This window comes from Aliiruegeria haliotis (assembly GCF_003003255.1).
Classification (GTDB): domain Bacteria; phylum Pseudomonadota; class Alphaproteobacteria; order Rhodobacterales; family Rhodobacteraceae; genus Tropicimonas; species Tropicimonas haliotis.
Genome location: NZ_PVTD01000002.1, coordinates 354726 through 368308 on the forward strand (window position 1 = coordinate 354726; position 13583 = coordinate 368308).

General features: G+C 65.7%; 9 protein-coding genes. 6 read left to right on the plus strand and 3 right to left on the minus strand.

Translation table 11 applies throughout. The features are described 5' to 3' along the window. Positions 1-4: 4 nt before the first annotated feature. Positions 5-748: a tripartite tricarboxylate transporter TctB family protein gene (locus CLV78_RS07040; RefSeq protein ID WP_106204080.1), complete on the plus strand. Its 744-nt coding sequence runs from the start codon at positions 5-7 to the stop codon at positions 746-748. A 1-nt stretch (position 749) separates the two neighbouring features. Further along, positions 750-2261, plus strand: coding sequence for a tripartite tricarboxylate transporter permease (locus CLV78_RS07045; RefSeq protein ID WP_106204081.1), 1512 nt, complete (start codon positions 750-752; stop codon positions 2259-2261). 61 nt (positions 2262-2322) lie between these two features. On the opposite strand, the gene CLV78_RS07050 is transcribed toward CLV78_RS07045, so the two are convergent. After that, entirely contained in the window at positions 2323-3546 is a 1224-nt protein-coding gene (locus CLV78_RS07050) for a glycosyltransferase family 4 protein (RefSeq protein ID WP_106204082.1), read from the minus strand. Positions 3547-3693: 147 nt separating this feature from the next. On the opposite strand from CLV78_RS07050, the gene CLV78_RS07055 reads away from it, so the two are divergent. Further along, on the plus strand, positions 3694-4884 hold the full coding sequence (locus CLV78_RS07055; protein WP_106204083.1) for a polysaccharide pyruvyl transferase family protein: 1191 nt from the start codon (positions 3694-3696) through the stop codon (positions 4882-4884). Here the strand turns inward: CLV78_RS07055 and CLV78_RS07060 are convergent. After that, positions 4832-6511 (minus strand): glycoside hydrolase 5 family protein, encoded by a 1680-nt coding sequence (locus tag CLV78_RS07060; RefSeq protein WP_106204084.1) that lies wholly within the window; start codon positions 6509-6511, stop codon positions 4832-4834. The genes CLV78_RS07055 and CLV78_RS07060 overlap by 53 nt on opposite strands. Positions 6512-6652: 141 nt before the next feature. On the opposite strand from CLV78_RS07060, the gene CLV78_RS07065 reads away from it, so the two are divergent. The 3 genes from CLV78_RS07065 to CLV78_RS07075 all read left to right on the plus strand — a co-directional run bounded on the left by CLV78_RS07065 (position 6653) and on the right by CLV78_RS07075 (position 11715). Then, positions 6653-8050, plus strand: coding sequence for a hypothetical protein (locus tag CLV78_RS07065; RefSeq protein WP_106204085.1), 1398 nt, complete (start codon positions 6653-6655; stop codon positions 8048-8050). A gap of 307 nt (positions 8051-8357) precedes the next feature. Beyond that, a complete protein-coding gene (locus CLV78_RS07070; RefSeq protein ID WP_106204086.1) occupies positions 8358-10535 on the plus strand; it encodes a GumC family protein in 2178 nt (725 codons plus the stop codon). Next, on the plus strand, positions 10525-11715 hold the full coding sequence (locus CLV78_RS07075; protein ID WP_106204087.1) for a glycosyltransferase: 1191 nt from the start codon (positions 10525-10527) through the stop codon (positions 11713-11715). The genes CLV78_RS07070 and CLV78_RS07075 overlap by 11 nt, the downstream gene beginning before the upstream one ends. A gap of 6 nt (positions 11716-11721) precedes the next feature. Here the strand turns inward: CLV78_RS07075 and CLV78_RS07080 are convergent, their stop codons facing one another. Then, entirely contained in the window at positions 11722-13515 is a 1794-nt protein-coding gene (locus tag CLV78_RS07080) for a CocE/NonD family hydrolase (RefSeq protein ID WP_106204088.1), read from the minus strand. Positions 13516-13583: the final 68 nt, after the last annotated feature.

Sequence of the window (13583 nt, forward strand, 5' to 3'; positions counted from 1 at the left end):
GAACATGGAAGACAAGACCGCCCTGCGGGCGCGAGACTTCTGGACATCGCTGATCCTTATCGCCCTGTCCGTCTTCTTTCTCTGGCGTACCACGCACATCCCCTTCTTCGATACCCAGACTGCCGGCGTTGCCTCCGGTGACTGGTTCAACTCCGCCGCCGTCGTCCCCTACGGCATCTTCGGCCTCATGCTGCTTTGTTCGCTGGGCTTGCTCGCGATCTCCATCAAGGATGGCGGCGCAGAGCGTGCGCTGCACGGCGCAGGCGTCGGTTGGGAGCGGAACGAGATCGTGCGGATGGGCAGTATCGCCATCATCCTCTTCTTCTACATCTTCGCGCTGGTCCCCCGCGTTGACTTCGTCATCTGTTCCGCGCTGCTGATATCGGCGCTGGTCTACGGGTTTCACGACGGCCACCGGGACCGCATGAAGATTGCCGCTGCGGTGGTGGCAGCGGCCGGGCTCTATGCGCTCGTCATGAACTTCCCGCAGTCCCAATGGGCCAAACCCCACGACGACGACTGGGTGACGCTCGCCCTCTGGGCTGGCCTGACGATCTACACGCTTCTCCGTCACCGCAGTGAATATGCGATCCGCATTGCCCCGTGGATGGCCGTGCTGGTGCCATTGGTGCTGGTGCTCGCGATGGCTTTCGGCTTCCGGCAGAACGTGCCGAACCGTGCCGGGCTGCTCTTCAGTCAGATCGAATACCACTACTACGTCACCCTGAAACCGATGTGGAGCAAGTGACATGGAGTTCTTCTTCGCACAGGTCAGCGGTTTCTGGGATGCGCTGGTTCACCTCGCGTCGGATCCGATCACCTATCCCTACCTGATCGCCTCCGTCTTTCTCGGCATCATCTTCGGCGCCCTGCCAGGATTGACGGCCACACTCGCCGTCACCATCCTCACCGGCTTCTTCGGAAACAAGTTTCCGCTTGAGCAGTCCCTCATCGCCCTGATCGGCGCCTATGTCGGCGCGATCTACGGCGGCTCATACCCGTCCATTCTCCTGAACATCCCGGGCACGGCGGCCTCGGCGGCCACCGCGATGGACGGCCACCCGCTGGCGAAGAAGGGGCGCGGGGGCGAGGCGCTAGGGATGACGACGACCTCCAGCTTCATCGGCACGCTGATCGGCACCAGCTTCTTGCTCGTGTTCGTCTGGCTGTTGCTGATGATCTCCAAGAACATCGCCAGCCCGGAAAAGGCCCTGCTCGCCCTCTTCGGGATCCTCCTTTCCGGCACCCTGATGAGCAAGGATCTTGTTCTCAAGGGCTGGATCAGCGGGTTGATCGGGTTGGCGATGGCCATGGTCGGACTCGATCCGATCCTCAGCGAGACTCGCTACACCTTCGGGTGGTCCTACCTGATGTCCGGCTTCCAGGTTGTGCCTGTGCTGATGGGAGCATTCGCCGTGCCGCAGATCATGGACGGGATGCGGGCTGCGGGCTCGGTCGGTCAGGCCGTAGACGTGGGCAAGATCGTGCCCCGCGTCGGCACGGTGATGAAGCGTTTCCCGACCATCGCCCGCTCGGGTGTCATCGGCACTGGCGTCGGCGCATTGCCCGGCGTCGGCGAAGACGTGGCCGGTTGGGTCTCCTACGGTGTGGGCAAGGCCGTTTGCAAGGATGGCGACCAGTTCGGCAAGGGCTCGATCAACGGTCTGCTTTCTGCGGAGGCCGCCAACAACGCGGCCATCGGCGGTGCGTTGATCCCGCTGCTCGTGCTCGGCATTCCAGGCTCGCCCCCCGCCGCAGCCCTGCTCGGCGCGCTGAAGATCAACAACGTGATCCCCGGGCCGACCATCGACCCGCAGTTGATCCTGCACGTGGTTGCGATCCTCGTCATGGCCGCCGCAACCATGGCGATCATGGGTCTGCTGACGGCGCGGGTCTTCATCAACGTGCTGCGCATTCCGCAGACGATCTTCCTGCCGGTCGTGATGGTGCTGACCACCATCGGCTCCTTCTCCGTCGGCGGCGGGATCAACGATCTCTACCTCATGCTCTGCGTCGGCTTCGTCGCCTATGCCATGGGAAAGATGCACTATCCAATCGCCCCGCTGGTGATCGGGGTCATCCTCGGGCCGCTCTTCGACGAGACCTTCCGGCGCTCGCTCTACCTCTCTGACGGCGACCTGAGCACATTCTGGACCCGTCCCGGCGCCGCCATCCTGCTGGCGCTGAATGTCGCGCTCGTCCTCAGCCAGATGCCGGTCGTGAAGCGGACATTCCGGCGGCTGAAACCCGGCGGCATCTAAGCTCGCCTCCAGAACGAGAAAACGGGTCCCGGTCGGGGCCCGTTTTTTTGTCAGTGCTTTGTCAGTGCCCCGCAATAAGCCGTTCATAGGTTGCAAGCAGACCGTCGATCCACGCCTCAGGCGTTGCCGCCAGCGGCGTCCTCCGGGAGAAAGCGCGCTCACTCATCGCCCTGGTTTCGTCCGCCGCAAGATCGCGAAGGCGCTGCAAGGCTCCGGCAAGCCCCTGAGGATCGGAGCCGTTGTAGGAGAACCCGAGCGACAGGGCGTTGACCTCCCCGGACATCAGCGCGGTGGTCGGCAGGATCACGGGCAGCCCGCTGGCCGAGGCCTCCGCCGCAACCAACCCGAAGGGTTCCCGGGTCAGCGAAGGCATCACCAGCCCGCGCGCGCGCCGCGCATGCTCCGCGATACCGGCGGCATCGAGCCAGCCCGGGCGCGCCACTTCCGGAAACTCCCGGGCGAGGATGTCGCCCTGCGGCCCCTCGCCGATCGCCGTGAGAGGCATCCCCGCCTGACGCGCAGCCCGGGCCAGTTCCACGACCCCTTTCTCTCCGCGAAGCCGCCCCACATAGAGCAGCCCGTCGTTGGCCTCCGCCTGGACCCGCTCCGCACACCACGCGGAGGCCGGGTTGCGTTGCGTGAAGAGCTTGTCGCCGGGCACGCCACCGCGTTCCAGCATTTCCCGCATGGCCGGATGGATCATCGCCACCCCGCCCCAGGGGCGCCGCTCCCAGTCCAGCGCCTTGCGAAGCTGTCTCTGCCGAGCCACGCGCCAGAGTTTTTGAGGATAGGACCGCCGGTCGCAGTTCGTCGTGATGCATCGCACAGACATCGGCACCCGCTCGCAGGGACGATCGTCGACATAGTCCATATAGGCACCATTCGGGCAGGCAAGGAACATGTCGTGGGCGTGCAGCAGCGTCCGCGCGGCCACAGGTGCCAGCGCATCCAGAACCGCAGGCGACAGGATCTGGGCCCAGCCGTGCAGGTGATAGACGGTTCCGGGGTTGTCATTGCGCTCGATCCACCCGGCAACCATGTCCCGCGCTTCGGCATCATAGACACCCCGGCGCAGTGCCGAGAGCGCCGCCCCCTCGCGCAGCCGCGCCCGGCCGAGCGACAGCACATCCTCGGCACCGGCGACCTCTCCGGCGGCGTCACCGCAGATGAACTGGACCCTCTGGCCGCACTGCGCCAGCATTTGCACCGACAGCAGCGCCAGCCCCGTTGCGCCGCCGCGCGCCAGGCTGGAATCGTTGATCACGACTACACGGTCCGGCGCCATTGCTACGGGGCTCCACGGTTGCACAGCTTCAACGTGACTAGCGCAATTCGGCTGCACTGCCCACAGCTTCCTGAAATTGCCTTCTTTTTGCTCCCACGGCCGGCGGCTCGCGCGGTAGGGTACGCGCGGATCGAGCGGGAGCGCCCAATGAAGATCGTGCAATTTGGCCTGCCCTACAGCCCGAACGTCGGCGACGGGATCATCTCCGACTGCCTGCTTTTCGAGCTATCGCGGCAGGCGCCGGGCGCAGAGGTGCTTGCGCTCGACCTGTCGGGGCGAGAGAGTTTTGGTGACGTGGTGGTGCGCAACCGGGGGCTGGCGCTGAGGATACTTGCCTCCCTGCCGCAGTCGCTTCGTCAACGGCTGGTCGCGGCCCGCCTCGGTAGGCTTCTGGACCGTGTCACGCCCCGCTGGACAGACGCCCTGAGCGGGGCCGATCTGGCAATCATTGGGGGGGGGCAACTGATGTCGGATGCGGATCTGAACTTCCCGTTGAAGGTCGCCGCCGCCGCCGATTGCGCCCGTATGGCCGGCTGCCCTGTGGCAGTTCATGCCGTCGGGGCCTCCGACAACTGGAGCCCGCGCGGCAAAGACCTGTTCTGCAACGTCTATGAGGGCGATCTTCGGCAGGTCGGGTTGCGGGACGCGCGGTCGCGCGCCGTCTGGCAGGCACACATGGGCGCACGCGCCCCGCAAACCGTGCTCACCCGCGACCCCGGCCTGCTTGCGGCGGATTGTTACGGCCCAACGACGACCCGGTCCGGACGCATCGGGCTCTGCGTCACCGACCCCACGCTTCTGCGCTACCACGCCGAAGGCCACGCGGCATCCGGCGCGCCCGGGTTCTTTCGCGATCTCGCGCTGGCGCTTCTGGCCGAGGGACATGACCTCCGGCTGTTCTGCAATGGGGCGGTGGAGGACCGCGCGGCGTTGGTCCGACTGGCCGGGGAGCCCGCGCTCGCACCCGCCCGGCGGGACGGCCGGATTGAGGTCGCGCCGGTCCCCGAGACCCCTACCATGCTGGCCGAAACGATCCGAGACCTCGGGGGCGTCGTGGCGCACAGGCTGCACGCCTGTATCGTGGCCTACAGCTACGGCCTTCCGATCGTAGGCCTTGGCTGGGACGCGAAAGTCGCGAGCTTTCTGGAGGCCTGCCATTGCGCCGAGCATTTCATGCCACCGGCAACCCGCCCCGAGCAAATTGCGACGACGGTGACCGCTGCACTTGATACGGGTATCGACCGGCAGGTTCACGTCGCGCTGATCGCGGAAACGCGCGCGGCGATTACCGGTCTGCTTGCTCTCCTGCCCGCCAAATCCGGAAACGGTACTGCGTAACATCGCCTGTCGCGGTCCGGTTCGGCCCAACGGCAATCTCCAACCGGTCGCCGTCCTTCACCGCCAGCCCATCAAGGCGCCATTCCAGTGGCTCCGCCACGATCTGTTCGTGGAGCAGCTGCCCGTTGAGCGCCACGCGCAGGGTCACGCCATCGTCGCTGCGTGCGGCAGGAGAGAGGTCGATCCCGAGGTCGATCACGCGGTCGAGACCGGCTTCCCAGAGGTGGACGATTTCGGCGGGCCGCTCGCCCGTGCCCCCCGGCAACAGGGTTTCCGCCGTCAGTCGCACCATCGGGTCATCCGCCGCCGCCCGGTAGGGCACCCACGGCACACCTCCCCGCTCCTGGCCGGGGCGGGTAAGCAGCGGAACCTCCCTGCCGCGAAGGACATAGCGGCGGAACGGGTCGGCATCGGGATGCGGGTCCCCTTCATGGGGATAGCGATAGTCGTGAAACGAATCCGCGAGGAGCGGCTGTGGCGCAAACTGCGGATCGGCGAGGACACTCCCCTCCGTCGCGACCAAAACCAGCGGATCGGTGGCGGACAGTGTATGCGGCCCCTCCTCGGGATCACCGGCAGGTCCAAGAAACGCCACGCTGTCCGAAGCGGAGACACGACGCGGTGCGCCCCAGATCACCAGCACTTCGTCGCCAAAGCGACACCCGTAGGTGTAGGGGTCCGGCTCGAAGGCCACGACCTCCCGCCCCGCCATGCGCCTTGCGATCTGCTGCCAGGTTCGCCCCGTTTCCGTGACCTTCCCGCGGGGAGAAATCAGCGGCACATGACCGTCGCCCCGATCGTTGAGCGCGTACCAGATCACCCGTTCCACACCGGAAACCGCCATCTGGCAATAGTATCGCAGCAGATAGCCGGGCGCGGTCTCGGGGTTGGTATCGCCGAACTCGGTCACTTCGAGTGGCATGTCCGACCACGCGGGCTGCCATCGCAAAACGCCAACCTGGCGCGCGAATTGCTCCGGAGGCGTGGAATAGGGGTGCACGACCAGCGCATCCATCAGATCCGCTCCACCGAGGTCCGCCACCATCGCGAGGTACCCCGCCGGGATCGAGTGCACACCGCCACCGAGAATCCGGACGTTCGGACGCTCGGTGCGCACGGCGGCCTCCGTCGCTCGAAGGAGTGCCACATAGGCCTCCGCCCGTTCTTGCAGCGATCCGTCTTTGACCGGGCCCGAGACGAAATTCGCGCTATTGAACTCGTTGCCGACCTCCACCGAATGGATCGCCGGGAAACGGAGGGCGGTGGCCGCCGCGTGGGCGGCGAAGGCTTCCACCGCCGCGGGGCTGTGGGGCGTTGCCCCTCCGTCATGGGCCGAATGGCCGTTGTTGACCGTCAGGCTGGTCCCAGCCCCGGCCGCCGGCAACCTGTCGGGCCAGAGCGTTTCCTGAGTGTCGAAGACATACTCACCCGGCGCGCGCTCCACACGGTCCCAGTACACTGCGTCGCGGAAATCGCGTATGCCTGCGTCCAGCGCCGCCTGAAGCATCCGAGGCTGCCACCCTTGCCCGAAATTCGAGGCAGCCCCGAGCGTTGGCGCGATGGCCGGGTCTGCGAAGGCCGCCGTGGCAAACGAAGAGGCGAGTAGAGCGGAGAGTACGAGACGCACGCGGCACATTTCCTGTGGCTGGAGATGTGGCAAGCCTGCCGAACCTCCGGGCCCACTTCAAGCCCGCGTCTCGCCAAACAGCGCGTGGCTGGTATGGTGCCCCGAAACGGCAGCAGCCAAACCGGATCCCGTCCCACCCGAATGGAAATCGTTCCCTCCACCTTTCTGGCCCTCGCGGCCGTGCTGCTGATGGTGATCCGTGGCCCCTATGGTTCCATTGCCGTGTTCTTCGCCCTGACGCCGTTCGGGGCAGCTGCGGCTTTCAACTTGCCGGCGGTTGGTGGTGCGACCATCAGCGTGACCGACCTCGCAGCGCTGACGCTGCTCGCCCTCGTGCTGCTGATGCCGGAGGGCCCATCCCGGCTCGTGGGGTCCATGCGCGCCTTTCAACCCGGGTTCTGGTTGTTGCTGCTGGCGCTGTGCTGCGTGGTTGCGGCGCTCTTTCTTCCGCGCCTTTTTGCCGGAGAGACCGAAGTCTTCGGCATCGCCCGCAAGGACAACACAACCGGGATCGTCTCTCGGCCGTTGCGCCCCGGCACGGGAAACATCACGCAGCTTTTCCGGATGACATTGGGCTTCATCACCTTCTACGCGCTCGCCACCCTGTTGCGCCGTCGCCCTGAACACGGGCTGGTGATCGGCGCGCTGAGCATTGCCACCGTCATTCACTTCACGCTCGGCTGGCTCGATGTCGCAACCTACGCCATCGGGATGTCCGAACTTCTGGACCCCATCCGTACCGCCAATTATGCCATGCTGGTCGACGTGCGGATGGCCGGGCTAAAGCGCATGATCGGTGGCTTCCCGGAGGCTTCCGCCTTTGGCTACTACACGCTTGGGCTCTTCGGGTTCTGGCTGCAATACTGGCTCGCCAGTCCCGGCTCGAAACGCGGTGCCTGGATGCTCGCGGCGTCGACGCTTGTGCTGCTGCGCTCGACATCCTCGGCGGCCTATGTGGCCGCAATCGCCTTCGGCATGAGCTTCGCCCTATTTCTGCTGGTAGCCAACCTGCGCCGCACCGCCGAACGACGCTCGGTTTCGATCGCTGCCGTTCTGGGTCTGTTGGTCTGGGTCGGAGCGCTCGGCCTGATTGCCGCCTATCAGCTGGTGGACCCGGTCACGACCTACCTTGATCGCGCACTCTTCGACAAGCTGGAGACCTCCTCCGGTGTCGAGCGGATGAGCTGGAACGCCCAGGCCTGGGTGAATTTCACTGAAACCCGCTACATGGGAGCGGGTCTGGGGTCGATGCGCGCGTCAAACTGGCTGCTGGCCTGCCTGGGAAGCATCGGGATCATCGGCACCGGCGTCTTCCTCGCCTTCCTGATCTCGATTGTCCGGCTTCCGGCCCCGCCGGACCCGGCGGAACGGGTCGCCACGATCCGTGGTCTGAAGGCCGGATGCGCGGCGCTGTTCGTCTCGGCGCTGCTGACCACGGCGACGCCTGATCTTGGAAAGGTCTTCTTCGCCCTCGCCGGGCTGGCCGCCGGATTGTCCCGGGGGGCGGTGGTCGAATCATTGCCACGTTTGAGACGCTGAAGCTGTCGATTTCCCGCCCGTTTGGCACAATGCACTAGCCGCAGGCGGATTGTCCCCGAACAGCCCGTGAAATCTGTCAAAAACCTGTCCAGGTTTGACTTTGCCGACCGACCTGCGATCCTTCATCTGGTGGGAGCGACCCTTCGGATAATCCATCCGGACGGGATGTGATGGAGTATGGACCCAGGACGCGCCGTGAGTGTCGGCTGCGGCTTGGTTGCGGGACAGGATCGGGCATTTCGGACGATCCACCGCCAGTCGGGGGCCGGGACGAGTACCGCCGCGCATCCCGGGAGAAACAGCGACAATGAACAGCAGGATCACACCGGTCGAGCTTTCATCTGCCCCAGGTCAGCGCCGCCCGGCGCCGCCCGTCGACGCCGACAGCGTCGACCTGCGCGGGCTGGGCCACATGATCTGGCGCAGGCGCTGGCTGATCATGGGCTGCGCCATCGGGCTGTCGGTGCTGACCTGGGCAATCGTCAGCCTCCTGCCCCCGACCTACACGGCTGTCTCGAAGGTCATGCTGGACCCGCGCAAGGCGCAGATCATCACCAACGAGGAGGTGGTTCAGGACCTCGACCTCTCTGAGCAGGTGGTCAACGGCGAGGCTGCGGTGCTGCGGTCCAACGTCCTTTTGCGAGAGGTGATCGGCAGCATCGGTCTGGACGAAATGGCTGCCATGGCGCCGGAGACCGCCGCCCCTCTGGCCGAGGCCCGCGCCCTCGGCGACACCGGGGCCATTGCCCGGGCCGAAGAAAACATGACCCAACACTTGGTGTGGATGATCCGCAAGGACCTCGACGTCTACCGCGAGGGCGAAAGCTACGTAATCGGCATCAAGGTCGAGAACGGCGAGGCGGCGATGGCGGCAAGGATCGCCAATTCCATCGCCGACACCTACATCGGAAACCAGATCTCCGGTCGGCGGGACACGGCGAAACGTGCGACATCCTGGCTGGAAGCGCGCGTGGACGAGTTGCGACTGGAGGTCGAAGAGGCCGAAACCAAGGTCGCGGCCTATCGTGCCCGCAGCCTGATGGCCGACGGCAGCACGCTCGACACAGCAACACAGCAGCTTGCAAACCTTGCTGGCCAATTGATCGAAGCACGCTCGGACCGGGCCACGACGGAGGCGCTGCACGAGCAACTGGCCTCGGTCATCGAAACGGGCGGGTATTCAGCCGCATCCAGGATCGTCTCCTCGCCGCTGATCGAGAAACTCAATGAAGAGCGGATCGAGCTTGTCCGGCAGGATGACAATTGGGCCGAGCGATATGACGAGACCCACGTGGAACGCCTGCGCATCAAGGCAAAAATGGCGCGGCTGGACGCCGACATTGTCGCCGAAGTGAAAAAGATCCTGGACGTCCGCCGCAATGATCTGGAGATCGCGCGGATCCGCGAAGACTCCCTTCAGGAAGGGATCGCGTTGCTGGAAGAACGCATCCTCTCGATCTCCCAGAACTCCCTCGGCCTGCGCCAGCTGGAACGCGAGGCCGCCGCTGCGCGGGGCAACTACGAGTCGCTCCTCTCGCGCCTGACGGAAACCCGCACCCAGGAGCAATTGCAGGAACCGGACGCAAAGCTGATCGAGCGCGCGGTGATGCCCGGCAAGCCGTCCGCACCGCGACCCAAACTACTGGGCGCGCTCGGCGCCATGCTGGGGGGCGCGATCGGGCTGGGGATCGTGTTCTTCCTGGAGATGACGGCGCAGACCTTCCGCTCCGGCCGCGAACTGGAGGGCGGTACCGGTCTGCCTGTGCTTGCCTCGATCCCGCTTCAGGACTGGGCGGACAGCGGTCTGCTCACGGCCACACGGACGCTGCGAGACGATCCCTACAGCCTCTACGGAGAGCGCATCCGGCACTTGCGCACCGCGTTGCTGATGCGCGGAGGAAAGGAAGGCGCGCGCTCCGTGTTGTTGCTGTCGAACGCTCCCGGAGAGGGCAAGACCACGACGACCCTGGCGCTGGCGCAGATGTCGGTGCTGGCCGGAAAGTCCGTCTGCGTCGTCGATTGCGACCTTCGCCGGTCCACGATGCAGAAAGAGTTTGGCTGGGACATCGACTGTGACCTCGCCGATTTCGTCCGCGGCGACTGCGCACTGGACCAGGCGGTCTACACCGACCCTGAGTTCGGCTTCGACTTCCTTGTCGCCACGGGATCGCATCCGGACGCCGCCGACAAGCTCTCGGCGGAAGTGCTGCGACCTGTGATCGACGAACTGAAACGGGTCTATGACGTGGTTCTGGTGGATGCGCCGGCGTTGCTGGCGGTCTCGGATGCGCTGGTCGTTGCGCAGGTTGTCGATACACGGGTGATGCTGGTGCGCTGGGGGCAGACACCTCGCAATGCGGTCGCGGAAGGCCTTGCCGCAATCGGCGAGATGCGACTGGAGTTGGCCGGCACCGCGTTGACGATGGTCGACCCGAGCAAGAGCCCCGAATCCCATATCGAAAGCTACACCTACAATGCCGCCTGACTCTGGCCTGCCCGGCACGACGCCCCCTGTGCCCGCAGTGTGGAGCCTCGGCGCCCGACCGCCCCGCGTTGCGTTGATCCACTATTGGCTGGTTGGGATGCGCGGCGGGGAAAAGGTGCTGGAATCACTCTGCCGGATGTTTCCGCAGGCGGAGATCTTTACCCATGTGGTCGTGCCAGAGAAGCTGAGCCCGACCCTTCGGCGCCACAGAATTCACACCAGCTTTGTCGCGAATCTGCCGATGGCGCCGAAACTCTACCAGAAATACCTACCCTTCATGCCCCGCGCGCTGGAGCAGCTCGACCTGAGCGGTTTCGACCTGGTGATCAGTTCGGAGAGCGGACCGGCGAAGGGGGTCATCGCCCCGCCCGAGGCACCGCACCTGTGCTATTGCCACTCACCTATGCGTTACCTCTGGGACCAGTATCACACCTACCGGGATGGTGCCGGGCGACTGACACGGATGCTCATGCCGCACATGGCCCACAGGTTGCGCCAGTGGGACGTCACCAGCGCTGCGCGGGTTGACGGCTTTGTCGCCAACTCGACCCACGTCGCTGCGCGCATCAACAAGTACTGGCGCCGGGAAGCGGAGATCGTGTACCCGCCGGTCGCGGTGGAGGAATTCGCGCCGGTCGCGTCACACGAGTTGGGGGATTTCTACCTTTGGGCCGGAGAGCTGGCGCCCTACAAACGGCCCGACATGGCGGTCGAGGCGTTCAACAGGTTGGGGCGCAAGCTGGTGGTGATCGGTGGCCCGGTGTCGTCGGTCAACGCGCTGCAAGGCAAAGCGAAGGACAACATCACGTTTCTCGGACACGTCCCTTTCGATGTGCTGCGCGGGCACATGGCGCGGGCCAAGGCGCTCATCTTTCCCGGCGAGGAGGATTTCGGGATCGTCCCGGTCGAAGTCATGGCCTCCGGGCGTCCGGTCATCGCCTATGGGCGCGGTGGTGCGCTGGACACGGTGATTGATGGCAAGACCGGGCTGCTCTTTGGCGAGCAAAGTGCCGATGCGTTGGTGGCAGCGGTCGAACGGTTCGAAGCCGAGGGGATGGACCACGTTGACCCGGCCGGGCTGTCGGCCCACGCCGCGAGGTTCTCGGAACCGGCCTTCAGTTCCGGCATCACGCAGGCCCTCGGGGGCCTCGGCATCCCCGCCAACGCGATCCACGCCTGATCCGGTTCACTCCGGCAGCACCGGAATGGTGACAGAGGCCGCATCCTCTCCTCCCATGTGCAGTGTGACCCTCGCCGGGTGCGGGACAGTTTCATCCTGCGGCCTGTGTCCCCCGTTCAGGTTTCGCGACAGGTGCGGATAGCTGCTACCGGCCACATGCAGCCGAACCCGATGCCCCGCCGGAACCTGCCACGCGATATCCTGCAACGCTATTCGAACCGGATAGGTTCGCCCCGGCTCCATCAGGTCAGGCGCGTCGAAACCGTTTCGGTAGCGCAGGCGAAGCGCCCCGTCCTGAATCGTCAGAGATTGGTCATCCGGTGCGACATCGGTCAGCCGCAGGACGAGGTCGGTGTCCGGCACGTCGGTGGATACCTGCAATCGGGCCACGACCTGCCCGGTGATGCGCATTGGCCGCTCCAACGGGGCCGACGTGAAGGTCAGCAGATCACCGCGCCCCTCGATCGGTCGTTGATCCACTGGGCCGGGTTTGAGGTCGGGATTGCCTGTGCAGCAGAACGCCCCGCCAAGCGATGGCACCGGGTCCGTCGGATCGGAGGTGAAGCTGCGGTCAGAGGCATCGCCCGCTGTTGCAGTGAGGTCCGCTCCCGAAAGGTACAGGACCTCCGCCACCGTGCCCGCCGGCGGCCAGGTCGCGCTGTCGAGCCATCGGTCCTCGCGCAGCACATAGACCCGGTAGGGTGGCAATTCCGGCGCCCGCCCTTCGCGCAGATGGTGATCCAGAAAGGAAGCCTGCACCGACAAGAAATCCAGCTCCGGGCCGGTCACCGGAAGATCGCCAATCCGGCCACGGGCGAAGGCGCCGCCGAAATCGCAATGGGTTCCGGGTGCAACCAGCAGATGTGCCGGCGCATCACGACCCACAACACGCGACAAGGCAAAGCTGTTGGCGACACTGCCGTCAAACCAGCTGTCCACGAACAGGGCGGGTGCCGCGAAGCTGTCGTCATTGGCGGCATAGCCGTTTGCACGGTGCCAGTCGCGATCTTCGAAATTGTCGAGCATGGCCTCGAAATCCGTCGGGTCGGGGCGGACATTGGCGACGAGGTCGCGCAGCGGCAGGGTCCGCAGTGCCGTGGCATGGTCAACCGGAACCGGCGCCATTCGATCGGGGGTCTTGCCCCCGGAATGGGCGAACCACCCCAACGCAGCCGCCAGCGCCGGGATGCCACCAGTGTGAAAGCCAAACGCCCCATGGAGCCCCTCTGCCGTTCCCAGCCCGCCACCGGCCCCCATCGGCACCATCGCCCGGTGTGCCGGGTGTCGTGCACGCGCCAATGCGATCTGGCTTTCGCCAAGCGCCGAGCAGCCGATGGTTCCGACCCGCCCATCCGACCAATCCTGCGCCACGATCCAGTCCAGCGTCGCCACACCGTCGGGCTCGGCGTTCGGCCAAGGGGCAAATACGCCTTCCGACGCCCAGCGGCCGCGCATGTCCTGCACGACAACCACGTAGCCCCGCGGCACAAAGCTGTGGATGAGGCGATGAACCTCGCCGAAGCGTCGCTTGCCATAGGGAAGCCGGACCAGAAGGGTCGGCAGTGATGCCGCCGCCCCTGCCGGGCGATAGACATCCGTGGCAAGCCGCGGTCCGTCGGGCATGGCGAGGCGGATGGTTTCGGGCCATGAGATCTCCGGCGCGCGCCAGATCCCGTAGAGGAACCGCGCCTCGGCCCGCCAGCCCTGCACAATGGCCCGAATGGCACTGTCCCGCGCCATCCAAAAGGCCACTCCGGACAGCAGCAGGCACAGCGCCAGCCAGAGGAGTCCCCGCTTCATGATCCCGACGCCCCCCTCGACCCGGCCCCACCTGCGCCGCTAGGGTGAACGGAACAGGCAGCGGGGCG